The sequence below is a fragment of the Agrobacterium cavarae genome (assembly GCF_004310285.1).
In the GTDB taxonomy this organism is placed as follows: domain Bacteria; phylum Pseudomonadota; class Alphaproteobacteria; order Rhizobiales; family Rhizobiaceae; genus Agrobacterium; species Agrobacterium cavarae.
This window is the reverse complement of record NZ_SISF01000013.1, coordinates 52,608-77,806: the sequence shown is the minus strand read 5'-3', so window position 1 is coordinate 77,806 and position 25,199 is coordinate 52,608. Positions and strand designations below refer to the sequence as shown.

Genomic DNA, 25,199 nt, shown 5'->3' with positions numbered 1-25,199 from the left:
GCTTTGATGATTGGTCTTGAAGATGAGGCGCCGATCAGGCGGCCAGTTCATCCATATCGGTTCCCTTGAACATCTTGGCTAGGTTCAGGAAGCAGATCATGCCATGCTCGTTGGCGATGATGCCTTCGGAGAAGGACTTGTCGAAGGAGGCGGAGACTTCCGGAACCGGCTGAACCTGGCTCGCCGGGATTGTCAGAATGTCGGAGACGCGGTCGACCAGCATGCCGATGACCATATTATGCACTTCGGCAACGACGATGGCGCTGCGCTCATTGGCAACCGTGCTCGTCATGCCAAGCTTGTAAGCCAAGTCGATGATCGGAATGACCGAGCCGCGCAGGTTCATGACGCCGATCACATCCGGTGGCGCATGCGGGATGGGCGTGGACGGTGCCCAGCCGCGGATTTCGCGGATCGTGGTCGTCTTGACGCAGAATTCCTGATCGTGAAGACGAAACGCTATGATTTCGAGGGTTTCGCCGCCGAAGTTTGTCGAGTTGATCATTGCCATCAGAATTCTTCCCAATCCTTTTGTGTCGGAGCCAGAGCAAGAGAACCGGATGTCGCGTAGACCGCGGGTTTCGGCTTCCTCTCCGGAGCGCGCGCAACGGGCGTTCTCTGTTCCAGCTTCACTGGTTGATTCGTAACAGAAGAATGTTTCTCAAATCTAAATTGCGCGAGAAGTTCGTGCAGGACATGTGCTTCATGCGCGAGGCCGTGGCTGGAGGCGGTCGTCTGCTCCACCATCGCGGCATTTTGCTGGGTGTTGGTGTCCATGGCTTCAACCGCGTGGTTGATTTCCTTGATGCCGTTGGCCTGGTCATGCGCCGTCTCGACGATCGCCGCGACATTGGTGTCGATCTCCGCCACCTGGCCGACGATCTTGCTGAGCGCGTTGCCGGTCTCGCCGACGAGATCGACGCCTTCCTTTACCTGCGAGGCGGAGGTGTTGATCAGCGTCTTGATCTCCTTTGCCGCATTGGCCGAGCGCTGCGCCAGTTCACGCACTTCCTGCGCCACGACCGCAAAGCCCTTGCCGGCTTCCCCGGCGCGTGCCGCTTCGACTCCGGCGTTCAGTGCAAGCAGGTTGGTCTGGAAGGCAATGTCGTCGATGACCCCGATGATGTTGCCGATCTCGTTGGAGGATTGCGAGATGCGGCCCATGGCATCGATTGCCTTGCCGACGATGAGGCCCGACTGTTCCGCATCGGCCTTCGTATTGGCAACGAGGCGGCCTGATTCTTCGGCACGCTCGGCGTTTTGCGCCACGGTGCGAGTGATCTCGTGCAATGCCGCCGAGGTTTGCTCAAGTGCCGCCGCCTGCTGTTCGGTGCGCCGCGCGAGGTTGTCGGTGGCGTCGCTGATTTCACGCGCACCCATGGTGATGCTGCTGGTGCTTTTCGCCACATCGCGCATGGCGCCTTGAAGCTTTTCCAGCGAGGCGTTGAGATCGTGGCGGACTTTTTCCAGCGTGGGGGTAAAGGGCACGGAGATCGTGCCGGTCAGGTCACCATTCGACAATGCCGTGAGGCTGGCGGCAATATCGTCCACAGCCACAACGCGATCGGTCACGTCGGTCGCATATTTGACGATCTTGAACACCTTGCCGTTCTCATCGAAGATCGGATTGTAGGATGCCTGGATCCAGATCGGCTTGCCGCTTTTGCTCAAGCGCTTGTACTCGGCTGCGGTGAATGTGCCGCCAGCCAGAGTCTTCCAGAATTCATTGTAGGACGGATCGTTGCGGACGCTGTCTTCGCAGAAAATGCGGTGATGCTTTCCCTGAATTTCTTCAAGTTTGTAGCCGACGGCATCGAGGAAATTCTGGTTCGCCGTGATGATGTTGCCGGTCGGGGTGAATTCGATGATGGCCTGCACACGCGAAATTGCCTCCAGCTTCCCGGCATCTTCGGACGCTTTCCGCTTCGTTTCGGTGATGACGGTTGCAAGCTTGACGACGCTCTTGACGCTGCCGCCGGCCATGACCGGATTGTAGGAGGCCTCGATCCAGACTTCCTGTCCGCCATTGGCGATCCGCTTATACTGACGCTTGTCGAAACGGCCAGCCGCGAGATTTTTCCAGAACTGCCTGTAATCATCGCTGTTTGCGTAGGACGGTTCGCAGAACATGCTGTGGTGCTTGCCGATCAACTGATCGGCTGTGTAACCCATCGCGGCGCAGAAATTCTCATTCGCAGACAGGATTTTTCCCGAAGTATCAAATTCGATAATCGCCAAAGAACGGCCAAGAGCGGCTAGAACCGCCTTAGCATGGGTTCCAGGAAGAGAAAGCATTCAGTGAACTCCATCACTCACGGTTCAACCGCAAGGTCACACCACTATTGCGTTGCGTGCAGACAAGAGCCTTAAGCGCAACCGGCGCGGATGGTTCAGGGCAACAACAATTGTTTTAGCCCATCAAATTTAAGAATCTCTGAATTTCAAAAAGTTTGACTATTCTCTTAACGTTACCACCTTAAATCTCATGGTTCACGCATAAGTTGATCAATATTCTTTCTCGTAGAAGATGCCGGCGGCGCCTTCTCCATCTGCGCCCGCGGAACCGCGCAGTTTCACGCCCCGGCCGACATCGAGATTGATGATCGCCTTGGCGCCGGAATCGCCGCTCTGCTCCAGCTCGAGATAGGTTCTGTCATTGATATATTTGCCGGCGGAGACACGCGCGCGCCCCTCGGCGTCGGTGGAGATATCAAGATCGTCAATGCCCAGATTGCTGCGCAGGCTGTCGAACAGGGAGGTGGAGCGACCGCCGGCCAGCTGACTTGCCGCATCCGCAAGCCGTGCAATCTGCAAGGGCGAGAGTTTCGACATGGACTGGCCGAAGATCAGCTGCGCCATGATCTCGTCCTGCGGCAGCGCGGGAGAGGAGCTGAAGGCAAAGGACGGATCGTTGGCATTGCCGCTGACGGTGACCGTTACGGTGTTGGAGCCTACGGTGGAATCGGCAGACATATTGAGAACGGGGATCAGGCCGCCGCCGAACGTGATGTCGCCATTGGTGAAATCGAGTCGACGGGTCAGAATTTCCAACCGGCCGCGGCGCATGGTGAAACCGCCAGAGACCTGTGGGTTCGCCGCCGTGCCGCGCACCGTCAGATTGCCGTTCAGCTCGGCGTCGACACCACGACCGCGCACGAAGATGCCACTTGGCGCATTGATCTGAAGGTCGAGACCGATGGAGGAGGAGGTGCCGTCGCCACCCTGGTCGGCCCGCAGTTCCGCATCCTGGCGCCGGACCGCAGGCGGAGCGTTCTCGTGCTTGATGTCGATTTCCGTCAGCGAGGCCGGCAGGCGCTCAGGGATGGTGATGGCGCTCTTATCCAGCGTGATCGTTCCGGCCAACATGGGCGAGGTCAGCACCGGCCCCTTCAACGTCACTGTACCGCTGGCCTGGGTGGAGAACAGCGTACCGTCCACGTATGTGGCGCGGTTCAGCGTGAGGCTGAGATCGGCCGGGAAACCAGCGCCGGGATTGATGCCAATGGTGCCGGAGCCCGAGAGCGTTCCGCCGCCTGACATGGCGCCGGTGAGCCGAGAAATGGTGGCGACATCACGGTTGAAGCTGATCGTCGCGGCTATATTGTTGATGGTCAGATTGCGCCGAACATCAGTCACGCGGGCGCCGTCCGTGGTGATCGTGCCCGTCACCGAGGGTGCGGTTGCGGTACCTTCGATGCGAATATCGACAGCGGCGGAGCCGTTGACGACGAAGCCCTGGGCGGATGTCTGGGCTGCGAGCGCGGCAAAGGGAATATTGCCCTTGAAGCTCATGGCAAGCGGTCGGTCACCAGCAAGGCCGAGCGTACCGCCGCCGGAAAGCGCCAGACCGCCGCCTGCGGATAGCGTCGTATCAAGCCGCACCGTCTGTCCCGCATAACGGCCATTCGCCTTGATGCCCAAGGGGCCAAGGCCTGCGGCGCGCGTCTGGGCCACGGCTGCGTCCGACCAGGTCAGATCGTAATCGACAGCCGGATCGGTCGCGGCCCCTTTTGCCACGACCGTGCCAGAAATGGTGCCTGCGGCATCGAGCCCCGGAGAGAAAGCATTGGCAAGATTGGCGGGTAGCGCGCGGATGGCGACGTTAAGATCGAGCGTGGACCCAGCCGTCCCGTTGACATCGACACGCCCATTGCCTGTCTGGATGGTGAGACCTGCGATACGGGCAGCGCCGTTTTCGATGGCGATCACAGTGGGGGCGGCAAGCCGCACCGGAATCCCGCGCGGCATTGCCGAGAAGGCGTCCACGGAGACTGTCATCGGCGAGGCGCCGGTGTTTGCCCGACCCTTGAGCACCAGCGGCGCATTGTCATAACGACCGTTGAGATCGAATGTGGTGGCGTTGGCCGCATGATCGATATCAAGCGTGATGCCGGAGAGGGCCGCCGCACCCGCATCGATCTTGTCCGCCTTTACATTGCCGTTGATGGCGAGCGCCAGAAGATCGTCCACCTTCAGATCGGCCACCAGTCCGGCAATCGTCGTGGTGCCCTGTCGTAATGTGTTGCCGCTGGCGCGAATGGTGGCGGCGATCTTGCCATCGGTATTGCTGATCGCGACATCGCCCTTCAGGTCGCCGCTTGCCTGCTGGGCGGCGAGCGCTGCCAAGAGCGAAATATCGGGGAAATCGAAGGAGAGGTCGCCGGATGGCAGGAATTGCGGCGTCAGTTGCAGCTTGCCGGTCAAGACATTCGGGCCGACCTTAACGTTCAGTTCCGGAATGGCTGTGCCTTTACCCGTCTGTACCAGCGCGGCAGAGGCATCGATCGGCTGGTTGTCGAGCGTGCCGGTTGCCTGGAACTTGGCTTGCGGGGCTGCGACATCCGCCTTCCCACTGGCGGAAACCTTGAGCGATTGCAGTGAGCGTCCGGCCAATGTTGCACGGGCGGCTGAGAGATTGGCGGTGAAATCCGCCGCATTGATCGGGCCGTTTGCCTCCAGCGAAAAGTCGAGCGACCCTTGCGCCTGCGGTGACAGCTTCTGCAGCGAGGGCAAGCGGCCGGAGAGTTTTGCGCCGATCGTCCCATTGTCGAGGGTCACATCGCCATTGGCTTCAAGCGTGCTCGATTTCACCACAAGGTTTTCAAGGCTGGTTGCGCCGCCGATGAGGCTGTTGACATAGCCGTCAATCGCAATCGTTCCGTCGAATTTCTCAGACAGACCAGTCGGCAGTACGGAGGGCAGTACGAAGAGGCGCAGGTTGGAGGAGACGCGGCCTTCGGTGAGATCGTAGGAGCCGCTTGCCGTGCCGCCGATGCTGGCGCTTTCCAGTGTGGCGCCTTCAAAGGCGATGGATTGCGGCGAGACGCGCAGTGGCGCGCTGAGCTTCAATGGTGCCTTGACGGCACGCTCCAGATCGGGCGCGGTCAGCGCCGACTGATCGACGGCAAGCAGCGTGCGGATCGTGCCGGTGCGGCTGGCGACATTCAGATCGTCGCTGGTTGCGGTCAGCTTCACACCCTGAAGCGTGCCTTGCGGCGCGGTGAGCGAGCGCAGCGACACGACCGTGTTCAATCTGGCTGCATCGGCATTGCCGCGCAGGCTGAGATCGATGCCATCGACCAGCGCCTGGACCTCTTCCTGACCAAGCGGCAGGCGCACATCGACGGGGCCGTTGGTGCCGATCAGATTGGCGGTCAGATCGTTCTGGCCTTGGGGATCGATGCTGCCGGAGGCCGTCAGGATCAGCGCGCCGGTTTCCAGATTGCCGCTTTCGACGCTGATGCGTCCTTCCGGCGAAATGGATGTGGCAAGATCGATCTTGGTCTCTCCGGTAAAGAGCTGGCGCATCAGTGGCGGAAGCAGCCGATCCGGCTCCCCGCCGCCCTGCAGCGTGATCCGGCGCGTTCCATCGGATGCCAGGCTATGACGGCCATCAAGCGTCAGGACCTGATTTCCGCTAACGGAGCCGACGAGCTTGCCCGTCCAGTCCGACAGCGGTCCATCGCCATTGAGGTCGATGGAGACGGCGGGAGCGCCGGGAAGACGCAGCAGATTGGCGAGCAGACCGCCTTCCGGTTCGTTCAACAGCGCCTTGAGTTTCAGGACGTTCTCGCCCGGAACATAGGCGAAGTCGGCGTCGATCGAAGCGCGCTGCTCGTCCTTGCGGGTGACAGAGAGGGAGGCCGTGATCGTGTCGGATGCGGCATAGCCATGGCCGGATGCGCTGAGCGAGAACGGACGGCCGGCAAGCTTTTGGCCAAGTTCGATATTCGGCAGGGAGAGATCGTCAATGGCCACTTCGACAGGCAGGGTGAAGCTGCCGGAACTCCGATCAGCCGGTTCCGTCGATGGAAGAGGAAGACGATCGACGGTGATAGTGGCGGCCGTCAGCTTCTCGGCATGGAATTTACCGCTCAGGAGATCGAGCGGCGACCAGTCGAGCTCGACGCCGTTGAGCTTGGCATAGGGTCCATCCCGATCGGCAATCGTCACCGCGTCCAGCCGCAGCCTGCCGCTCAACAGGCCTTCCGGCGGCGAGATGGTGATCGTCCGATCCTGGCCGGAGGCAAGCCGTGAGACTTCGTCTGCTACGAAACGTGCGCCGAAGGGGCTCAAGCCCAGAAAAAGAACCGCCACCGCAAGAAGGGCGACAGCCCCGAGTGCGATATAGGCGAACCACTTCAGCAATCGAATCAGCATGGTCATGAAGGATAATCTACACTTCGCTTCGTCGTCGTGACAGATGTGGACATTGTGCCTTTGAGAGGCCAAGCCCGGCGTGGTTGGCTATACCTTCTTCAGCGTCAGAAGGCTTGTCCGATACCGGCGTAGATGCCGAAGCTGCTGCCGTTCGGATATTTCTCCAGCGGCATGGCGACATCAAGACGCAAGGGTCCAAAAGGTGTCTGATAGCGAAGGCCAATGCCGGCGCCAGCACGGATATCGGAAAAATCCGGGGTGATCTCGGAGGAGACGACGCCCGCATCGACGAAGGGCACGATACCGATGGTCTCGGTCACCTTGATGCGTGCTTCCAGCGAGGTGACGATATAGGAACGCCCGCCGGTCGCTTCGCCATTGGCCGCATAGGGCGAGATTTCCTGGTAACTGTAACCGCGCACCGAGCCGCCACCGCCCGCAAAGAAGCGACGTGTGGTGGGAATGTCTTCCAGCGAGCCACCGCCAACCAGCACGCCGCCTGCAAGCTTGCCAGCCAGCACCACTTGATCATCCGAGCCGAGGCCGAGATAGCCGGTGGTCGAGCCTTCGAGCGAACTGAAGATCGTGCCGTTCAAGGCTTCATAGCTTGGCGTGGCCGCAATCGAGGCGCGGAATCCCTGTGTCGGATTGAGCTTGTCGTTGCGTTTGTCGCGGACGAACTCCAAGGGGACAGACGTCGTCAGGTATTGGTTTTCGCCGAATGCATCTTCGGTCTGTTCCCACTCGACTTCGAGACCGGCGGATGCGGTGTCGTAGTCGTTGAAATCATAGGCAAAGCCGGCATAGGCCGTGACAGTCTGGGCGTCGTAGCTGTCCGGATGCTCGGTCTTGGCTTTCAGGCTCGCGGTGAAGGTGGTCTCCGGCGTGAAGATCCCGGGCTTCACGAAGGTGATGCCGGCGGAATAATCCATGTCCTGAACGGTGGACGCTTCCCCAAGGCGCGTGACGGCACCTTCGATGCGGAGCGACTCGGCTTTTCCAAAGAGGTTCCGGTGGCCCCAATAGCCCTGCAGCCCGGCGCCTTCGGTGGTCGAATATTGCGCGCCGACGCCGAAATAGCGGAACTTGCCTTCCGAAACTTCAATGGTCAGCGGCAATGTTCCGTTCGGGGCCAGCGTGTTGGCTTCCTTGATGGAGATGCTGGAAAAGACACCGAGCTTGCGAAGGCGGTCGGAGGCCTTGCGCAGTCTTTCCGGCGAGTAGGGCTCGCCGCTGTTCAGGCGCGAATAGCGACGAATGAAATCCGGATCGACCGCCCGGTCGCCCTTGACGGCCACATCCCCCAACGCGGCAACGGGGCCGGCGTCTGCGACCATCGTCAAATCCACGGTATCGTTGGCGTGATTGGCCACGGCCTCGCGCTTGGTCAGCTTTGCAAAGGGGTGACCCTCCGCCTTCAAATCCTCAATGATCTTGTTGCCGGCCCGAATGATGGCAAGCGAGCCTGCGTCTCCGCCCGGAACCAGACCGTAATCTGCCGCGGTGCGTCCTCCAACGTCCCCTTCCAGGCGAACGGTGCCGAGCTTGAAGAGGGGGCCCTGCGTCACATCGATGACGATGGGAACCGGACCGGAGGTGTTGAAGGTCGGAACAGGCGGGATGGAATCGATGTCCTGGCCGGCAATGGTGATATTGACGAGGCCGCCATAGCGCGCATTCTCATAGAGTGCGGCAACCAATCTGTCGCGATCGTCCTTGGCGCGGATCAACAAACCCAGATCGCCAGACGCCGCCTTGTCCGGCTCCGTCACCAGAAGAGAACTGTTTTCCAGACTGTCGCGCAGCTTGCTGTCAGCGCCCGGCGTGTTGAGGGTCACGGTAAATTTGACGGGATTGAGAACTTCATTCTCTTTGTCGTCGTCGGATCCCCACAGCTGGATGCCGAAGATCTTCAGCGCGAAAGCCTCGCGCACGAAACCCGGAGAACAGGTAACGGCTGCCGCCACCGCCAATGCAGTGCCTGCCCTCCAGTACGCAATACTCTTCCGTTGGTCAGTCCGCTTGTTTGGCATACGCTGCTTTATGGTTGAGCATTTATTATTGCTCCCGCCCGTTTATCCTTCGTTAAAGCGCGTGGCGATCCAAAACAAATCGCGCGCTCCGCCTCCCGTTCGTCGCAGTCCTGCGGCGCAGACAACGGCTTTGCCGTTTTACGCTGGCTGCTGATACCCTCAAATTTAATCATAAATCAGAGACAGGGGGCACCCCAAAAACGGTCACATGCATGTGGAAACAAAAAAGCCCCGGTTTTTGCCGGGGCTTCTGATGCAATTGTGCCACGCCTTAGCGGCAACGTGCCGTGTAACGCTGACCGTACTGGTCGCGATAGTAGCAATAGCCCGGCTCGGACGCGCGACCGATAAGGTAGCCCGTCGCGCCACCAATCAGACCGCCGACTGCCGCGCCGCGCACGTTACCGGTAATAGCGCCACCAGCCAGCGCACCGATCACTGCGCCGCCACCAGTGGTCTTTTCGGTCTGCGTGCAGCTTGCGAGCGCCAGACCCATAACAGCAAAAACAACAGCCTTCTTCATGAACTCTCTCCACGTTACATTTGAGCTCGATGGCTCTCGGTAGGCGTCCCAATACATCTGCGGCGACTGCTACCTCCGACCGCTGCAGATATCTAACAAGTCGAGTGTTACTGTGGAAGCCCCCATTTAAGGCTGCGCTCCCCTGGTCAATCGATTGTGCCCTACTCAACGGCGCGTTGATTAAAAGGTTCCAAATTTTTTAGCAGTTTGACATGAATCAAGTTTGTCATTCCTTTAGAGTCTTATAAGAATATTGGAACGGTTCAAAAGTGGAGGCGAATTGACGCAGCGATGCAATATCGGCGTCAAGGGGGTTGACGGTTCAAGGAGGTGGACCGAAAACGCTTGCACGTATTCTGGAGCATGGAATGGACTTCGAGGCATATTTCAAGACCGAACTGGATGGCTTGCATTCGGAAGGCCGCTACCGCGTTTTTGCCGACCTCGAGCGGCAACAGGGACATTTTCCGAAGGCAACCCGTTACACCGCCGATGGTGAAAAGCGCGACGTCACGGTCTGGTGCTCCAACGACTATCTCGGCATGGGGCAGAACCCCAAGGTGATCGAGGCGATGAAAGCTGCGATCGATCACTGTGGCGCGGGTGCGGGAGGCACCCGGAATATCTCTGGAACCAGCCATTATCACGTCAAACTCGAGCGCGAACTTGCCGATCTGCACGGCAAGGAATCGGCGCTGATCTTCACCTCCGGCTACATCTCCAACTGGGCGACGCTTGGTACGCTCGGTCAGAAGATCCCCGGCCTGATCATCTTCTCGGACGCGCTGAACCATGCCTCGATGATCGAGGGCATTCGTTACGGCCGCTGCGAGAAGGTCATCTGGAAGCATAACGATCTGGAGGATCTGGAAGCCAAGCTGAAGGCCGCCGATCCGGCAGCGCCCAAGCTGATCGCCTTTGAATCGGTCTATTCCATGGATGGCGATATTTCGCCGATCAAGGAGATCTGCGATCTCGCCGACAAGTACGGCGCCATGACCTATCTCGATGAAGTGCATGCGGTCGGCATGTATGGCCCGCGCGGTGGCGGCATCGCCGAACGCGAAGGTCTGATGGACCGTCTGACGATCATCGAAGGAACGCTCGGCAAGGCTTTCGGTGTAATGGGCGGCTATATTGCAGCGTCGGAAGCGCTCTGCGACTTCATCCGTTCCTTTGCCTCCGGCTTCATCTTTACCACAGCACTTCCTCCGTCCCTGGCAGCCGGTGCCGTGGCTTCGATCCAGCACCTGAAGGCCAGCCCTTTCGAGCGCGCCCGTCATCAGGAGCGTGTGCGCACGCTGCGTTCCATGCTGGACGCGAGCGGCATCCCGCATATGGCAAACCCCAGCCACATCGTTCCGGTGATGGTGGGCGATGCCGCCAAGTGCAAATGGATTTCCGATATCCTGCTCGATGACCATGGCGTCTATGTGCAGCCGATCAATTATCCGACCGTGCCGCGCAAGACGGAGCGTCTGCGCATCACGCCGACCCCGCTTCACACCAATGCGGATCTGGAAGGTCTGGTCGGTGCGCTTCATCAGCTGTGGTCGCGTTGCGCGCTGGCGCGGGCTGTCGCCTGATCGTCACCTCATCTTTCTGAAAAGGGGCGCAGCTTGCCGGCTGCGCCCCTTTCCCGTTTTAATGCTCGAGCATTTCCTGGACGATCTCCTTGCCCGACAGGGATGACGGGTAGTAGGTCGGCCAATTGGTCAGCTCCTTCAGCACCGTGGCGCGGTCATCACCCCAATAGAGGTGGTAATGGCCAGCCTTTTGCGGCGCGATGGTGTGGTCGCTGAACTGGATATATTGCGGTGCGGATGCATCGCCGCCGGTCTTCTTGAAGATGTAGCGAACGCCGCGATTGCCCTTCTTGTAGGTCAGGATCTCATAGCCGTCGCTGGCATACTTGCCTTCTGTGGCCTTGCCGTCCCGATAGAAGGTCACATCGTCGCCCTTGATGGTGATGCGGTTGACGTCGGTCTTGTAGCCGACATCATATTCCTCACGAAACGCCTTGGCGCTCTTCTTGCCGTGCTCGGCCTTGTGCTGCATCACCGGATCGAGCGTGCCATCCACCAGATATGGATAGACCGACTGCCAATCGCCTTCCCAATCGGAGAGCGGGCGCTCCTTCACGGCACTGTCCTCGAAGTAGCCCTTATAGACGTCGCTGGAGCCGTGCGAGTGCCTATGGGAATGGTTATGGGCGTGGTTGTGGCTTTCGGACTTTGCCGGCGCCGATTTCTCCTGTGCCGCCGCGGCAGTGGACAGAAGCAGCAACGAGCTGACGGAGAGGGCGAGGGCTTGCGTGAGTTTCATCGTGTTTCCTCATTTGTGATGTAATAACGTAACAAGACGCGACATAACGAGAAAGCTGGGGCGTGGCAAGCCGGGATCGAAATTTTACGCACAGCAATGCGCCCGGTGGTGGCCACCGGATCGTCGTCCTGTCGATCACCTGTGAGGAGAGGCCCTACGCGGCCTTCTGCTTCTGCCGGATCACATCCTCGGCATAGGCGCGGGCTTGCGTGTCGGCGGCCAGAATGGCATCGATCGTATCGGCTGGCCTGCCATCATTCATCCGCTCCATGACGGATTCGACCGTATCGGCCATATGCAGGAAGCCGATCTTGCCATCGACGAAGGCGTGGAAGGCGGTTTCCTCCGCGGCATTCAATACTGCACCCTGCACGCCGCCGCGTTGCAGCGCCAGACGCGCGAGCCTGATCGAGGGGAAGCGGTCCTCGTCCGGTGCCTCGAAATCGAGCCGAGCCAGCTTCGCAAAATCCAGTCGCTCGACATCGAGCGTGCCGCGGCCGGGATAGGTCAGGGCATAGGCGATGGCCGTGCGCATATCCGGGCAGCCGAGCTGGGCGATGACCGAACCGTCGGTATAGGCCACCATGGAATGAATGATGGATTGCGGATGGACGATCACTTCGATCTGCGAGGGCTCAAGGTCGAAAAGATATTTCGCCTCGATCATCTCCAGCGCCTTGTTGAACATCGACGCACTGCCAATCGAGACTTTCAATCCCATGGACCAGTTGGGATGAGCGCGCGCGATCTCGGCGGTGACGCCATCCATCTGCTCGCGGCTCCAGGTGCGGAACGGGCCGCCGGATGCGGTGAGGACAATGCGCTCTACCTTGTCGCGGTTGTGGGGCTCCAGGCACTGGAAGATGGCGCTGTGTTCGCTATCGACCGGAATCAGCGTGCCGCCGCCCTCGCGCATGGTGGAGATGAAGACATCGCCGCCGGTGACCAGACATTCCTTGTTGGCGAGCGCGATGTTGGCGCCGCGACGCGCAGCTGTGAGCGTCGGCTCAAGCCCAGGCGTGCCGGCAATCGCCGCCATGACCCAATCGGCCTCCAGACTTGCGGCTTCCTGCAGGCCGCTTTTGCCGGATGCAACGGCAATGCCGCTTCCGGCCAGTGCGTCTTTCAGTTCGGCATATTTCTCGTCATCGGCGGTGACGGCGAGTTTCACGCCAAGTTCGCGTGCCTGTTCGGCCAGCAACGCCACATTGCCTGCCCCGGTCAGCCCTAAAATCTCGAAACGATCGCGTCCGCCGAGCTGGCGGATGACATCCAGCGTGTTCGTTCCAATTGAGCCGGTGGCGCCGAGGACGGTCAGTTTTTCAGGCGGGTTGCTGCCCTTTTGGCGTGTCATGTGAAATCCGGCTTTGGTGGAAACTGTTACCTCATGGCTCTACAAGCGAAACCGGGGCAGAACAAGGTCAAAGCCTGTCAGCGATTTTTTGCCACTATTGCGTCCTCTTCCTCACCGATGACATCTGCGTGCGTCGCTTGCCAATAATGGTGTGAGCATGCAGGTTGTATGGCTTGATGCGACGCGCCCTGACGCATTGGATACGGCATTGATAAATAGAGGATTTTCATGAAGCGATTTTTGATCTCCAGCGGCTGGATTTTCGTCATCACCCTGTTGCTGGTGCTTGTTTTCATTCCCTTCGATCCGCGCATCTCGGAGCGGGCACAGACGCTTCCCGGCTCAATCGTCGGCTTCAACAAGGCGATCACCGATTTTGGCACCTTTCGCTGGATGCTCTACAGCACCGGGCTCTTTGCCATCCTTGCCTATATTGCCGCGCGCTTTTTCCTGGCGAGCCCCTATTCGGCGAGGCTTCGTACCGCATGGCGGCTCTTCGCCTATTTCTTCCTGACGATCGGCAGCGCCAGCATCTTCGTACATCTTTTGAAGTTCCTGATCGGCCGGGGGCGGCCGGAACTTTATGCCGAGATCGGCGCGTACAGCCTGACACCTTTTACCGGCGACAATCTCTATGAGAGCTTTCCCTCCGGTCATTCCACGGCGGCGGGTGCCTTCTTCGGCGCCTTTGCCATGCTGATCCCGCGCTTTCGCTACGTGTTCATGGCGCTGGCACTCATCATCGGCGTTTCGCGGGTGATCGTCGGGGCGCATTATCCAAGCGATGTGGCGGCGGGCCTTCTGCTCGGCATCTGGACGGCCATGCTCTTCGCCTTTATCTTCGCGCGCAAGGAATGGTTGTTCCGTTTGATCAAGGGCTGGCCCTATCCGAAAAACACGCCGCTTCCGCCTGCCGATCAGGCATGATGACACAGGACATTGCCATGCCAAGCGACGACCACGACGACGCCCAGGCCATTGAGACCACGGTTGCTATCGTCGGCGGTGGGCCGGCGGGCATGATGCTCGGTCTGCTTCTGGCACGGGCGGGGATCGATGTCACCGTCATCGAAAAGCATGGCGATTTCCTGCGCGATTTTCGCGGCGATACGATCCATCCCTCGACGATTGCACTGATCGAGCAACTGGGTTTTGCGCAGGAATTTCTGGCGCTGCCGCATACCAGGGCAGAGAAGCTGCATGCCGACGTGGGCGGTCACAAGCGCACCATCGCGGATTTCTCCTGGCTGCCGGTCAAGCACAAGTTCATCGCGTTCATGCCGCAATGGGATTTCTTGAACTTTCTCGCCGGCAAGGCCGGGCAGTTCGAAAGTTTCCGTCTCTTGCACAATGCGGCTGTCAGCGATCTCATCGAGACCAAGGGAAAGGTGAGCGGCCTCAAGCTCTCCACGCCCTCCGGCGGCCTTACCGTGAAGGCCGATCTGGTGGTCGGTGCCGATGGCCGCAATTCCACGGTGCGGGAGAAGGCCGGGCTGCATGTCGAGCGCTTCGGCGTTCCGACGGAAGTTCTGTGGATGCGGCTTTCGAAACAGCCGGGCGATCCAAACGAGACTATGGGCCATGCCGGCCCGCAGCAGGGCTTCGTGCTGATCGATCGTGGAGACTACTGGCAATGCGGCTATGTGGTGCGCCGCGGCGTCTATTCCGAGATCAGCCAGAAAGGCATCGAAGCTTTCCGCACACGTGTGGCCGCAGTCTGCCCGCTGCCTGCCGATCGGCTGCAGGAGATCAAGAGCTTCAACGATGTGTATCTTCTCACCGTGCGCATCGACCGGCTGACGCAATGGTGGAAGCCGGGACTGATCTGCATCGGCGACGCCGCCCACGCCATGTCGCCGATTGGCGGTGTCGGCGTCAATCTTGCCATTCAGGATGCGGTGGCGGCGGCCAATATTCTGGTGCCGGCTTTTCGCGATCGGGGCGTCGTTTCCGATGACGATCTGGCGGCGATCGAACAGCGCCGCACCTTCCCGACCAAGGCAACCCAAAAGCTGCAATTGATGATGCGCAGCAAGAACCGCAAGGACCACGAGGCGGCCCCCAAGGCCAAAGGCCCGCCCGCCTTCGTACGCGCCATCCTGCGCTTTCCGCTGCTTGCGCATCTGGCGGGCCGCCTGATCGGGCTTGGGTTTCGGCGCGAGAAGATTACTTATTAGCGCGGCAGCCCCAATAGAATTTCTTGGTGTTGCCGTCTCAACCGGCCCCTGACAAGGTTCGAAAACCTCTCCGCCGTCATCCTCGGCCTTGAGCCGAGGATGACGGGCTGGAAACTTAAGTGGTTGAAAAATATGGATCCTCGGGTCAAGCCCGAGGATGACGAGGTGGAGGGATTTATCCCCCATATGAACGTTGTGCGGAAGAAGCCTTCTGACCTCAGGTGGCAGGGTACATGGCCGTTGCTGCGAGGGCTGAAACCCTACACATCATCCATCTGATGCTCGGCATAGAGCCTACGCAGAACGCGCGCCGTGCCGTTGGCGCCATCGAGATCAAGGCTGATCTCGCCGGGCTCCGGTAGCGCCAAGGCTGCGCGGATCGCCTCTGCCATGGTCTGCGGCGAGATGGCGTTTTCTTCCAGCACCTGGGCAAGGCCAAGCTTTTCCAGACGCGAGGCGCGGGCGCCCTGTTCGGTTTCTCCGCCAGCAGCGAAGGGGATGAGCAGCGAACGGCATTTGGCCTGCAGGATATCGCAGACGGTGTTGTAGCCGGCCTGCGAGATGGAGAGCTTGGCACCGGAGAGAAGGCTGGCGAAATCCTTGCGGAAGCGGAAGACGGAGATAGTCTCGCCGGCTTGAGCCGAGATCGCATCGAAATCCGCCTGCGGCATGTTGGGGCCGGTGATCAGGCACCAGGATTTCAGTTCGGGGATGTGGGGCGCGGCGGCAAGCGCTGCTTTCAGGAGCGCGCCACCCACGGCGCCGCCGCCTGCCGAAACCACCACGTCGAAACGCTCCTGCGGCGGCTGTGGTTTTGCTGGGGCAACAAGGCCGGTATAGACGATGCGCTGGCTGATCTGTTCGGCGAGCGGAAAGGTTTCTTCCAGCCGTACGAATTTCGGATCGCCATGGACGAGCACCGTGTCGAAGTGCTTCTTGACGAGATCGATGGTCTCTTCGTCGCGGCCGGGCTTGGCACGCTCCTGCAGGATATCGCGCAGCGAGGTCATCACCAGCGGGCGCTTGATGCTTTTCTCGATGGCGGCGAGCAGCGGCAGCAGTTCGAAACGCACTTGTCTGCGGCCAAAGGGAAAGGCCTCGATGATGACGATATCCGGCATGGTGCCGTGATAGGCACCGAGCAGCATGCTGGTACGATTGTCCTTGAAGGCATTGTCCACCGGCGCACCATTGGCATCGACGAGGCCTGCAAAATTGCCATCGGCCACCGCCACCGGCGGCAGTTCGACATGGCGTATGCCTTCTCCCGGAAAGCCCGGAACCGGCGTTCCGCCTGTCACCATCGTCACGTCGAAGCCATCGGCGACCAGTGCATGGGCCACGCGGCTGGCGCGGGCGATATGGCCGATGCCGAGCAGATGCTGGACATAGAAGAACACGCGGGGGGCTTGTGTAGCGTCGGTGGCAGTGGTCACGGGGTCTTCTCCCATTCCTGTTCGAAGAGATTTTTGAGGTCGGTGATGCTGGTGCGATGATCGAAGCCGGTGCGCACGCGGTGTTCCGCGGCTTGGCCCAGCTTCGCTCTCAGCGCGGGATCGGAGATGGCGCGCTCCAGCGCGTTCGAGAAGGCAGCTTCGTTTTCGGGCTCTGTCAGCAGACCGTTTTCGCCATCCACGAAGAATTCCGGAATGCCCGAAATATTGGTGGAGACGCAGGTCAGCGCCTGGCTGGAAGCTTCCACGAGAACATTCGGCAGGCCGTCGCGGTCGCCATCGGCGGTGATGCGGCAGGCGAGCGCAAAGAGATCGGCCTTGCGATAGTGCTCCAGCACCTGTTTCTGATCCATCGCGCCCGTCCAGGTGATCCTGTCGGCGATACCCAGTTGTTCGGCGAGCGCTTTCAGCGTCGCCAGTTCGTCGCCGCCACCAATATGGGTGAAGCGCCAGTGCAGAGACTGTGGCAGGGCGGCAAGCGCCTTCAGCAGAATGTCGATGCCCTTCTTCTTCACCGCGCGGCCAACGCTCAGGATCTGCACCGGATCGGCGGGGTCTGAGCCATCGCGTGGCGGGCGGGTACCCTCCATCGGTGGAAAGCGCGTGAGGTCGAGGCCGTGATAGCTTAAATGCACCGTGGCTGGAGTGGGCGACAGCGCCTGCAAGTGGCGATAGCCGCTGGCGGTGCAGGTTACGGCCCAACGGGCGCTGCCGAGCTTGTAGGAGAGATCGGCATCCGTCGAGGTCCAGATATCCTTGGCATGGGCCGAGATCGTCCACGGAATGCCGGTGATCAGACGCGTATAGGCGGCAACGGAAGCGGGCGTGTGGATGAAGTGGACGTGCAGCCAGCCGGCATCCCGCGGCCATTCATGGGAGAGCACCGCCGCCTGACCGAATCGGCGGAAGCGGTTGCGGGAAAAGTCGTGGCGGAGATCATGGAGGAATTGCCGCAGCGCCTTGCCGAAGCCTGGCTTCCTGCGGCACGCCCACAGCGCTTTCAGCACGCGCAACGGTTCCTCATGCAGATATTCCGGCAGGTAGGTGACGGGCGCGCGAATTTCGTCATGCACCGGATGGCGCTTCTTGTCGGTCGGGCGGCGCATGGAGACGAGGTCGAGTTCGAGACCTGCTCTTTCCAGTCCCAAGAGTTCCTGTGCGATGAATGTTTCGGAGAGGCGCGGATAGCCTTTCAGCAGCACCACGATTTTCTTTCTTGCGGTCACGTCGTCGTGCCTTCTTTTCTTTGGCGCAATCGTCCTTGGCGCAATCCCGGCAAATGTGAGGGGTGCAACATCACCAGACGTTTCGCGGAGATGCTTCTGCCCGCCTCAGGCGGTGGCGGAGATGACGTTTGGCGTATCGTCCGGTTGCAGCCATTCGGCAACGCGCCGCGAGATGTTTTCCAAGCCGTCGAGCTTCATGTTGCGGCCATTGGCAGAGGGTGGCGGGCGCTTCAACAGCGCCTTCAGCGCCTTTGCCATCAGTTCGGGATTTTCCGCTTCTTCGGGCGAGAGCATGTCGAACAAGCCAAGTTCCGAGGCGCGGCTGGCGCGGATCAGCTGTTCTTCACGCGGCACGATACGCGGCACCACCAGTGCCGGCTTGTCGAAGGAGAGGATTTCGCAGACGGTGTTGTAGCCGCCCATCGACACCACGCCCTGCGCCCCGGCAACCAGATCTTCCATGCGGTTGTCGAAGTCGATGATTTCCATCTGCGGAATATCGGCAACGTTTGCCGCAAATTTCTGCCGCTGTTCGGTCGGCATATAAGGCCCGAGCACAACGAGCGCCTTCTGGGTGAGGCTGCGATCGAACTTGTAGGCGCGGATCACGTCGTCGATCAGCTCGCTGCCATCGCCACCGCCGCCGGTCGTCACGAGAATATAGTCCTCCTCATGCCGGTTGGGGTTATCGCCCCGCGTCTTGGAGCGTTGCAGGAAACCGACGAATTCGGTCTTCTCGCGAACCCCGGGCGGCACCTCGAGGCCGGACAGCGGATCATGAAAATCCGGCGGGCCGTAGACCCAGACGTGGTCATAAAAGCGCTCGATCTTGTTCAGCACATCGTTGCGCTTCCACTCGGCTTCAAGCAGTTGCGGCGCATCCATCACGTCGCGCAGGCCGATGACCAGCTTGGTGCCGCGCGATTTCAGATAGGTGAGGGTTTCTTCCACTTCGCCGCGCAGCCCCATTGGCTCCTTATCGACGATGAAGATATCCGGCTGAAAGCTCTCGGCAGTGTGGTAGATGATCGAGCGGCGCATCTTCAGGGTTTCCTGAAGATCGATATGCTGGTCGAGCGAGGTGTATTCGCCGTTTCTAAGCTTGATGACGCTCGGGATCTTCACGAAGTCGACGCGCGCGCGATAATCGAAAGCGCCTGCAATGGTGGCGCCGGAGATGATCAGGACATTCAGGCCGCGATAATCCTCCACCAGCGCATGGGCAATGGTGCGGCATCGACGCAAATGTCCAAGCCCGAAGGAATCGTGGCTGTACATCAGAATGCGTGCATCGTTTAAACGAACTGTCACGAGCAGAACCTCTTCTTACCGCCTGGGCGCGCGGTGAGTGTCTTTATGCGGAAGGCGCAGAAGCGCCTTGTCTTGTCGCATGCCATGGTCGCAAAACCGCCAAGCATGCTTGCAGTGAACCCCATCATTTAAACGGGTCTGCTGCATCACGTAGTCCATCGCCAAGGAAATTAAAGGCGAGCACGACGAGGACGACTGGAAGAATCGGGATTAGGAGCCAGGGATACAAGGCAATCACGCTAACGCTTCGCGCTTCCGTTAGCAGAATGCCCCAACTTGTGATCGGCGGACGAAGGCCAAGCCCCAAGAAGCTCAGTGCCGTTTCGCCGAGGATCATGCCTGGAATGGTGAGCGTGGCGGACGCAATCAGGTGCGACATGAAGCCGGGGATCAGATGGCGGCCGATGATGCGGCTGGTGCTGGCGCCCATCAATTGGGCGGAGAGCACATAGTCCTCCTCGCGCAGTGCCAGAAGTTTGGAGCGCACGGCGCGCGCAAGCCCCGTCCAGTCCAGGAGGCCGAGGATGACGGTGATGCCGAGATAGACGAGGATCGGGCTCCAGGTGACCGGCATGATGGCGGCGAGCGCCAACCACAGCGGAATGCTGGGGATCGATTGCAGCACCTCGATGATGCGCTGGACGATGAGGTCGAAAACGCCGCCGCGATAGCCTGCGAGGCCCCCGATCACGATGCCCAGGACGAAGCTCATCGCCACGCCGAAAAGGCCGATGGTCAGCGATATGCGCGCCCCATAGATGATGCGCGACAGCACGTCGCGACCAAGCCTGTCGGTGCCCAGCAGGAACATCTGGCCGTCCTTGGCCGGGCAGACGAGGTGGATGTTGGAATCGAACAGCCCCCAGAAGGTGTAGCCGTCGCCACGGCAGAAGAAGCGGAGTTTCTGCACATCTGTCGGCACATCGGAATAGACGCGGCGCAGATTGTCCATGTCGAGGCTCATGGTGCGGCCATAGACGAAGGGGCCGACGAACTCGCCGTCATGGAAGAGATGAATGCTCTGCGGCGGAGCGTAGATGTTCTCCACGTCGCGCGTGTGGAGATTATAGGGTGCCAGAAACTCGCAGATGAAGATCGAGAGATAGGCCAGCAGCAGGAAGACGCCGGAATAGAGCGCGAGCTTATGCTGCCGGAATTGCCACCACATCAGCTTCCACTGCGATGCCCGGCCGACCATGGCGAGCGCCGTTGTGGAGGGCTCCACCAGATAGGGATCGAAGGGCGCGGTGGAAATGTAATGCGGCAGCGGCTCGCCGGGCTTTGGAATGGATGAAGTCATTTGACGCTCCCACCTCCCAATCGAATGCGAGGATCGAGAATGGCGAGCGCAATATCGGAGATCAGCACGCCGATGACGGTGAGGAAGGCGAGGAACATCAGGAAGGAGCCGGCCAGATACATGTCCTGGCTCTGCAGCGCGCGGATCAGCATCGGACCGGTGGTTTCTAGCGAAAGCACCACAGCGGTGATTTCCGCTCCGGAAATGATGGCTGGCAGGATGGAGCCGATATCGGAGATGAAGAAGTTCAGCGCCATGCGCAGCGGATATTTGGTCAGCACCTTGAAGGGGTGAAGCCCCTTGGCACGCGCCGTCACCACATATTGCTTCTGCAATTCATCCAAAAGGTTGGCGCGAAGGCGCCGGATCATGCCCGCCGTTCCTGCCGTGCTGATGATGAGAACGGGGATCCATAGGTGTTCGAGGATCGACTTGAACTTGTCCCAGCTCATCGGCTGGTTCAGATATTCGCGGTCCATCAGATGGCCGATGGATGTGCCGAACCAGATATTGGCGAAATACATCAGGATCAGCGCCAGCATAAAATTGGGAATGGCGATGCCCAGCAAGCCGAGGAAGGTCAGGCCGTAATCGCCCCAGCTATATTTATGCGTGGCGGAATAGATGCCGATGGGAAAGGCGACAATCCAGGTGACGATGATGGTGACGAAGGACACCAGAACCGTCAGCCACAGACGCTCGCCCACCACTTCGCTGACCGGCAACTGGTATTCGAAGGAATAGCCGAAATCGCCAACCAGCATGCCCGTCGCCCATCTGAAGTAGCGAATGGGGGCCGGTTGGTCGAAGCCGTAGCGGCTGCGCAGTTCCTCGATTTCGGCCATGTTGGCCGTCTCGCCCATGGCGCGCATTTCCGCGACATAGCTTTCGAAGTAGTCGCCCGGCGGCAATTCGATGATGGTGAAGACCAGCATCGAAATCAGGATCAGCGTCGGGATCATGAAGAGGATGCGCCCGATAATATATCTGAGCATGTCAGGCGCTCCCGTCGTACCAGAAGGTGTCTGGCATGTAGATGCCGAGATAGGCGGTCGGCTCGAAGCCGAAAAGCGCCTTTTCCGGCACGTTCTTCAGCCGGGCTCTGTGAACGATCGGCTGAAGCGCGCCGTTCACCGTGCCGATGGAGAAGACCTGTTGCGTGTAGATCGACAGCATTTCCAGCCAGATCGCCTTGCGCTCCTCAAAGGTGACGCTGCGGCGCCATTTCTTGAAGAGGTCAAGCAGCTGGATTGCTTCCGGCAGATCCGGCGGTTTGCCTTCGCGCCCGCCAGAGAGATAATGGATGCCCCAGACCGGCCATTGCAGCTGGTCGTCGCCGGTGGGTGCAAGCCCGGAGGGCAGCATGTCGGCGTTGGGAATGGCATTGTCCATGCCGAACCAGACCGACATCAGCACCTCACCCGCCATGGCGCGCTTGCGAAACACGTCGCGCTGCGTCGGGCGGCTGGAGAGCGAAATGCCGACCTTGCGCCAGTGATCGGTGATCAGCTCCAGCACATCGGTTTCCAGCGTGCTTTCGCCAGCCGTTTCGACAATCACATGGGCGGGCCTGCCATCGGGCAGAATGCGAATGCCGCGGTCGTTGCGCTCCGTCAGCCCCATCTCGTCCAGAAGCCGGTTGGCAAGCTCGGGATCGAACTGCGCCCAGGCGGTCGCAAATTCCGGACGGAAGAGCGGGCTTTCCGGCAGCACGGTGTCGGCGCTTTCTTTGGCAAGGCCGTAGAAACAGACCATGTTGATCTCGTGCCGGTCGATCGCCACCGAAAGAGCGCGGCGCATGCGCACATCGCGAAACAGCGTGCGCCAGGTGTCGTCCGCACAGTTCAGGTTTGGCAGCAGGCAGACCCGCGACCCCTGGCTGCGCTTCCACAGATTGACCTTCAGCGGATAGCGGGCCTCGGCATCCTTCAGGAAGGTGTAGTCGTTGAAATCGAGGTTCATGAACTGCAGGTCGCTATCGCCCGACGCCGTCTTGGCGGCGATGATTTCCGACGATGTGACGTTCAGCAGGTAGCGATCGATATAGGGAAGCTGGCGGCCATTCTCATCGACGCGATGGTAATAGGGATTGCGCTCGAAGATGAACTGCTCGGCCGGCGGCGCGGTGATGACGCGCCAGGCATCGAGTGTCGGCAGATCGGGATTTTCCGGGCGCAGCTGGCGCGACATCTTGATGTGCAGGCTGCTCCAGTCGTCCGCCTTGTTCTTCTTCATCAGCTTGGCGAGCATTTCCGGCGTCTGATATTTGACGTGGAACTGCTTCATATAGGCGGCGGGCAGGAAGATGCGGGCGGGTGATGCGCCGGCAAGCTTCGCCAGGAAATCCGGGTTCGGGCCTTCCCAGGTGTAGCGCACCGTCAGCGGATCGACGGCCTCGACCAGAGGCGGCTTGCCATAGACAAGCAGCTCGATCGGCGGGCCGCCCTTGTGGATTTCGAGATTCAGCGCCACGTCTTCCCAGAAATAGCGAAAATCCTCGGCGGTGAAATCGCTGCCATCCGACCATTTGTGGCCTTCGCGCAGTTTCAGCGTGAAGATGCGCTCCTCATCCACCGTGTAGGATTCCAGGATGTCGGGGATGAAGTTCAGCTTCTCATCGTAACCCACCAGCCGCGCGTAAGAGTCGATCGGCATCAGGCGAATGTCGCGCTGGCCGCCGATCAGCATGCGGATATTGCCGCCATGCTGGCCGGGCTCGCGGCCCATGGCCTTCAGATTGATGACGCGCGGATTTTTCGGCAGGCGCTGATCGAGTGGCGGCAGCTCGCCCTTGTCGCGCTTTTCCTTGAAGAAATCGGCATCGATATAGGGGGCGGCGGACGCCTTCCAGGGCGCGAAGACCGAGGCGAGCAGGGCAAGGGTGGTGCGGCGCGTGATCAAGACCGTAGCTCCCGAACATCCGCATTGGCATTGGCAAGCACGAGGTGCCCACCACCAAGATCGGCTGTTATCATCTGTCCGTTATCGTCATCGCGGAACTGCTTGCCCCAGTCGAATTTGCCGGTGGCGCTGATCTTGCCGATGGTCTTGAAATCCAGCGGCCGGTCGAGATCGGGGAAGGGAACGGCGGCCAGCAGCGATTTCGTATAGGGATGGATCGGATTGCGCATCAGCGTTTCGCGTGGCGCCAGCTCCACGATCTTGCCTTCGCACATCACCGCCACGCGGTCCGCCATGTAATCGACGACGGCGAGATTGTGGGAAATGAAGAGATAGGTGAGCCCCAGATCCTTTTGCAAATCCTTGAGCAGATTGAGGATTTGCGCCTGCACCGACACGTCGAGCGCGGAGACGGGCTCGTCGCAGATCAGCAGTTCGGGTCCCAGCATCAGCGCACGCGCAATGCCGATGCGCTGGCGCTGGCCGCCGGAGAAGCTGTGCGGATAGCGGTTCAGCGCATTGTCGCCAAGGCCGATGGCGCGCAGCAGGTTCTTGACGCGCTCCTGCCGGTATTTCGAGTCACCGCGACCGTGAATTTCCAGCGGTTCGCTGAGGATATTGCCGACCGTCATGCGTGGCGACAGCGAGGAGACGGGGTCCTGAAAGACCATCTGGATGCGGGTGCGCAATTCGCGCAGGTCGTCATCCCTGGCATTCAGCACATCGATGTCGCCGTTCTTGCTGTGAAAGATGATCTCGCCGTCTTCCGGCCTGACGGCGCGCATCAGGATTTTGCTGACCGTGGTCTTGCCGCTGCCGCTTTCGCCCACAAGGCCCAGACATTCACCGCGCATGATATCGAAGCTGACGCCATCCACCGCCTTGGTGGCACTCGCCTTGCCAGAGGTGAACCAGGTGGATTTGCGGGTGGTATAGGTCTTGGAGATGTTCTTGACGCTGAGCAGCACGCCCGGCGCCTTGTCGACATTCGCCGTCTTCTTGCCGATCAGGCTTTCCTTGTCGATGGTGACATCACGCAGCGCCTTCAGCCGTTCGCCGGGCTTCATGTCGAAATGCGGCACGGCTGCCATCAGGCCCTTGAGATAGGGATGCGAGGGCGCGCGGAAGATGTCATCCACCGTGCCGGCCTCCATGATCTCGCCCTGGTAGATGACGGCGACTTCATCGGCAATATTGGCGACGACGCCGAGATCGTGGGTGATGAGCAGCATGCTCATATTGAGCCGGCTCTGAAGGTCGCGCAAAAGCTTGAGGATCTGCGCCTGGATCGTCACATCGAGTGCGGTGGTCGGCTCGTCGGCAATCAGCAGCGCCGGACGACAGATCAGCGCCATGGCAATCATCGCGCGCTGGCGCATGCCGCCGGAAAGCTCAAACGGATACATCTGGCAGATCTTGGCCGGATTGGAAAAGCCGACGAGATCGAGCGTCTCTTCCATTTTTTCCTGCCGCTCCTTCGGTGTCAGAACCGAATGGATGCGCAGCGCCTCGTCGATCTGGTTGCCGATGGTGTGGAGCGGCGAAAAGGAGGTCATCGGCTCCTGAAAGATCAGGCCGATGCGGTTGCCGCGAATGGCGCGCAGGGGCTTGCCGTCGGGCTCCAGTTGCAGCAGGTCGATGGGGCGTTCATCGGGCTTCAGCGGATCGGAGAAGAGAACGCGGCCGTTGACCCTTGCGGTGCGCGGCTGGATGCCCATGATCGTCTGGCCGATGACGGATTTTCCCGAGCCGGATTCGCCCACAAGCGCGGTGACTTTTCCAGGCAGAATGCGAAGGCTTGCGCCCCGGACCGCCTCGATCTGTCCGCCCATGATGGAAAAAGAGACTTGCAGATTTTCGATGCGAAGCAAGTCTGCGCCTGCACTCATGCCATAGGTTCCCTTGCCGTCTTGTTGGATGCCTGTGGCATTATCA

Annotated in this window: 17 protein-coding genes; 3 read left to right on the top strand and 14 right to left on the bottom strand. The window is 60.1% G+C overall.

Translation table 11 applies throughout. From position 1 onward, the window contains the following. Positions 1–34 precede the first annotated feature (34 nt). The 5 genes from EYC79_RS00340 to EYC79_RS00320 all read right to left on the bottom strand — a co-directional run bounded on the left by EYC79_RS00340 (position 35) and on the right by EYC79_RS00320 (position 9,216). Positions 35–511 carry a chemotaxis protein CheW gene (locus EYC79_RS00340; protein WP_062424868.1) on the bottom strand — a complete coding sequence of 159 codons (477 nt, stop codon included), beginning with the start codon at positions 509–511 and terminating at the stop codon, positions 35–37. Next, the gene (locus tag EYC79_RS00335; protein WP_130976840.1) at positions 511–2,295 is read right to left on the bottom strand and encodes a methyl-accepting chemotaxis protein; all 1,785 of its coding nucleotides are present in this window, start codon (positions 2,293–2,295) and stop codon (positions 511–513) included. Before EYC79_RS00335 ends, EYC79_RS00340 begins: the two co-directional genes overlap by 1 nt. Before the next feature lie 210 nt (positions 2,296–2,505). Then, positions 2,506–6,666, bottom strand: a complete 4,161-nt coding sequence (locus EYC79_RS00330) for a translocation/assembly module TamB domain-containing protein (protein ID WP_130976839.1) — start codon at positions 6,664–6,666, stop codon at positions 2,506–2,508. A 98-nt stretch (positions 6,667–6,764) separates the two neighbouring features. Continuing rightward, positions 6,765–8,693 carry an autotransporter assembly complex protein TamA gene (locus EYC79_RS00325; RefSeq protein ID WP_130976838.1) on the bottom strand — a complete coding sequence of 643 codons (1,929 nt, stop codon included), beginning with the start codon at positions 8,691–8,693 and terminating at the stop codon, positions 6,765–6,767. A 271-nt stretch (positions 8,694–8,964) separates the two neighbouring features. Next, positions 8,965–9,216, bottom strand: coding sequence for a glycine zipper domain-containing protein (locus tag EYC79_RS00320; protein WP_062424864.1), 252 nt, complete (start codon positions 9,214–9,216; stop codon positions 8,965–8,967). A 368-nt stretch (positions 9,217–9,584) separates the two neighbouring features. Here EYC79_RS00320 and hemA point away from each other — a divergent pair, with 368 nt between their 5' ends. After that, positions 9,585–10,802 (top strand): 5-aminolevulinate synthase, encoded by a 1,218-nt coding sequence (gene hemA, locus EYC79_RS00315; protein ID WP_062444330.1) that lies wholly within the window; start codon positions 9,585–9,587, stop codon positions 10,800–10,802. Between the two features lie 58 nt (positions 10,803–10,860). Here hemA and EYC79_RS00310 read toward each other — a convergent pair whose 3' ends face one another. Both EYC79_RS00310 and dxr read right to left on the bottom strand, forming a co-directional pair. Next, positions 10,861–11,541, bottom strand: a complete 681-nt coding sequence (locus tag EYC79_RS00310) for a metal-binding protein ZinT (protein WP_130976837.1) — start codon at positions 11,539–11,541, stop codon at positions 10,861–10,863. 154 nt (positions 11,542–11,695) lie between these two features. After that, the gene (gene dxr, locus EYC79_RS00305) at positions 11,696–12,895 is read right to left on the bottom strand and encodes a 1-deoxy-D-xylulose-5-phosphate reductoisomerase (protein ID WP_130976836.1); all 1,200 of its coding nucleotides are present in this window, start codon (positions 12,893–12,895) and stop codon (positions 11,696–11,698) included. A gap of 228 nt (positions 12,896–13,123) precedes the next feature. On the opposite strand from dxr, the gene EYC79_RS00300 reads away from it, so the two are divergent. After that, complete coding sequence (locus tag EYC79_RS00300; protein WP_130976835.1) at positions 13,124–13,822, top strand: phosphatase PAP2 family protein; 699 nt, start codon at positions 13,124–13,126, stop codon at positions 13,820–13,822. Further along, complete coding sequence (locus EYC79_RS00295) at positions 13,822–15,072, top strand: FAD-dependent oxidoreductase (protein ID WP_418121556.1); 1,251 nt, start codon at positions 13,822–13,824, stop codon at positions 15,070–15,072. Before EYC79_RS00300 ends, EYC79_RS00295 begins: the two co-directional genes overlap by 1 nt. A gap of 260 nt (positions 15,073–15,332) precedes the next feature. On the opposite strand, the gene EYC79_RS00290 is transcribed toward EYC79_RS00295, so the two are convergent. The 7 genes from EYC79_RS00290 to EYC79_RS00260 form a co-directional block, all read right to left on the bottom strand. Beyond that, positions 15,333–16,508: a glycosyltransferase family protein gene (locus EYC79_RS00290; RefSeq protein ID WP_418121531.1), complete on the bottom strand. Its 1,176-nt coding sequence runs from the start codon at positions 16,506–16,508 to the stop codon at positions 15,333–15,335. Then, positions 16,505–17,752, bottom strand: coding sequence for a glycosyltransferase (locus EYC79_RS00285; protein WP_165456928.1), 1,248 nt, complete (start codon positions 17,750–17,752; stop codon positions 16,505–16,507). The genes EYC79_RS00290 and EYC79_RS00285 overlap by 4 nt, the downstream gene beginning before the upstream one ends. Before the next feature lie 105 nt (positions 17,753–17,857). Continuing rightward, a complete protein-coding gene (locus EYC79_RS00280) occupies positions 17,858–19,063 on the bottom strand; it encodes a glycosyltransferase family protein (RefSeq protein ID WP_062444320.1) in 1,206 nt (401 codons plus the stop codon). 124 nt (positions 19,064–19,187) lie between these two features. After that, positions 19,188–20,363 carry an ABC transporter permease gene (locus EYC79_RS00275; protein ID WP_130976832.1) on the bottom strand — a complete coding sequence of 392 codons (1,176 nt, stop codon included), beginning with the start codon at positions 20,361–20,363 and terminating at the stop codon, positions 19,188–19,190. Beyond that, complete coding sequence (locus tag EYC79_RS00270; protein WP_062444318.1) at positions 20,360–21,358, bottom strand: ABC transporter permease; 999 nt, start codon at positions 21,356–21,358, stop codon at positions 20,360–20,362. Before EYC79_RS00270 ends, EYC79_RS00275 begins: the two co-directional genes overlap by 4 nt. A gap of 1 nt (position 21,359) precedes the next feature. Beyond that, a complete protein-coding gene (locus EYC79_RS00265) occupies positions 21,360–23,264 on the bottom strand; it encodes an ABC transporter substrate-binding protein (protein ID WP_130976831.1) in 1,905 nt (634 codons plus the stop codon). After that, the gene (locus EYC79_RS00260; protein WP_112519448.1) at positions 23,261–25,153 is read right to left on the bottom strand and encodes an ABC transporter ATP-binding protein; all 1,893 of its coding nucleotides are present in this window, start codon (positions 25,151–25,153) and stop codon (positions 23,261–23,263) included. The genes EYC79_RS00265 and EYC79_RS00260 overlap by 4 nt, the downstream gene beginning before the upstream one ends. Positions 25,154–25,199: the final 46 nt, after the last annotated feature.

What these genes read in the sequence shown, in the direction of transcription:
- EYC79_RS00310 (WP_130976837.1), bottom strand. Translation starts at nt 11,541, where the DNA reads ATGAAACTCACGCAAGCCCTCGCCCTCTCCGTCAGCTCGTTGCTGCTT.
- EYC79_RS00325 (WP_130976838.1), bottom strand. Translation starts at nt 8,693, where the DNA reads ATGCCAAACAAGCGGACTGACCAACGGAAGAGTATTGCGTACTGGAGG.
- EYC79_RS00275 (WP_130976832.1), bottom strand. Translation starts at nt 20,363, where the DNA reads ATGACTTCATCCATTCCAAAGCCCGGCGAGCCGCTGCCGCATTACATT.
- EYC79_RS00340 (WP_062424868.1), bottom strand. Translation starts at nt 511, where the DNA reads ATGGCAATGATCAACTCGACAAACTTCGGCGGCGAAACCCTCGAAATC.
- EYC79_RS00260 (WP_112519448.1), bottom strand. Translation starts at nt 25,153, where the DNA reads ATGAGTGCAGGCGCAGACTTGCTTCGCATCGAAAATCTGCAAGTCTCT.
- EYC79_RS00300 (WP_130976835.1), top strand. Translation starts at nt 13,124, where the DNA reads ATGAAGCGATTTTTGATCTCCAGCGGCTGGATTTTCGTCATCACCCTG.
- dxr (WP_130976836.1), bottom strand. Translation starts at nt 12,895, where the DNA reads ATGACACGCCAAAAGGGCAGCAACCCGCCTGAAAAACTGACCGTCCTC.
- hemA (WP_062444330.1), top strand. Translation starts at nt 9,585, where the DNA reads ATGGACTTCGAGGCATATTTCAAGACCGAACTGGATGGCTTGCATTCG.
- EYC79_RS00295 (WP_418121556.1), top strand. Translation starts at nt 13,822, where the DNA reads ATGACACAGGACATTGCCATGCCAAGCGACGACCACGACGACGCCCAG.
- EYC79_RS00335 (WP_130976840.1), bottom strand. Translation starts at nt 2,295, where the DNA reads ATGCTTTCTCTTCCTGGAACCCATGCTAAGGCGGTTCTAGCCGCTCTT.
- EYC79_RS00330 (WP_130976839.1), bottom strand. Translation starts at nt 6,666, where the DNA reads ATGACCATGCTGATTCGATTGCTGAAGTGGTTCGCCTATATCGCACTC.
- EYC79_RS00270 (WP_062444318.1), bottom strand. Translation starts at nt 21,358, where the DNA reads ATGCTCAGATATATTATCGGGCGCATCCTCTTCATGATCCCGACGCTG.
- EYC79_RS00320 (WP_062424864.1), bottom strand. Translation starts at nt 9,216, where the DNA reads ATGAAGAAGGCTGTTGTTTTTGCTGTTATGGGTCTGGCGCTCGCAAGC.